The organism is Kitasatospora sp. NPDC007106, assembly GCF_040634455.1.
In the GTDB taxonomy this organism is placed as follows: Bacteria; Actinomycetota; Actinomycetes; order Streptomycetales; family Streptomycetaceae; genus Kitasatospora; species Kitasatospora arboriphila.
In genome coordinates this window covers 1-1,022 of record NZ_JBEYFP010001472.1, presented here as the reverse complement: position 1 = coordinate 1,022, position 1,022 = coordinate 1, and the positions used below count along the sequence as shown (strand labels likewise).

The 1,022-nt window shown below is 78.1% G+C and carries 1 protein-coding gene; it reads right to left on the bottom strand.

The features are described 5' to 3' along the window. Positions 1-1,022, bottom strand: a 1,022-nt coding sequence (locus tag ABZ641_RS39375; RefSeq protein WP_359989560.1) for an AMP-binding protein, incomplete at both ends; no start/stop codon positions are given.

Below are 1,022 nucleotides of genomic sequence, written 5' to 3'. Positions count from 1 at the left end.
CGCCCGGCCGGCAGCGGACGCCCGTCCGGACCGCACACCCGGACCGCCGTCACCGCCGGGTCGGGCCGGCCCACCCGCAGCACGTCGCCGTCCGGATCCGTCCAGCGGGTGTGGCAGTTCATGCCGTCGCTCGACCCGTACACGTTGACCAGCGGCCGGCCGAACCGGGCCAGCGCCCCGCGCAGCACCGCCGGGGTGAGCATCGCCGAACTCGACACCACCGCCTGCAGCGAGGAGAGGTCCTCGGCCGGCACCGGCGGCTGCTCGGCCATCCGGCGCAGCATGGTGGGGACGGCCGCGAGATGCGTCGGCCGCAGCCGGGAGACCGCCCGCAGCGACCCGGCCGGGTCGAAGCCGTCCCGCAGCAGCACCGTCGCCCCGCAGCGCACCAGCGCCACGACGGCCAGCGAGCCGTACGCCGTCGCCGGGGAGACCAGCAGCAGCACCCGTGGCGGGGCGCCGTCCACCGTCCGCAGCACCTCCTCGACGTAGCGGCCGCGGCCGCCCGCCAGGGCGTTGTGCGAGTAGGCGATCATCTTCGGCGCCGCCTCGGACCCGGAGGAGACCAGGATCCGGGCCGGCGCCTCCGGGTCCACCGCGACCGGCGGCACCTCGCGGCCGAGCGGCAGCGGCAGCGCCTCCACATCCAGGACCCGGTGCAGGTACGGCAGTTCACCGCGGAGATCGGCGAGCAGCTCCAGCGGGCGGCCGCCCGACGGCAGTTCGCCCACGGTCAGCACGGTGTCCGCCCGGGAGGTGCCCAGCAGGGCGGCCAGGTCCCGCCGCCCGTGCCCCGGTACGCAGGGCAGCACCACCGCACCGAGCGCCGCGACCGCGAGGTCCGCCGCCAAGGAGCGGCGGTCGGCCGGAAGTTGGGTGGCCACCACGGAGCCCGCGGCCACCCCGCGGGCCGCCAGCGCCGCCGCGAGGCCGCGCACCCGGCCGTCCAACTCCCGGTAGGAGAGCGCCCCCCGACCGTCCACCACCGCCGTCCGCCCGGGGTGTGCCGCGACCCGCTCCGC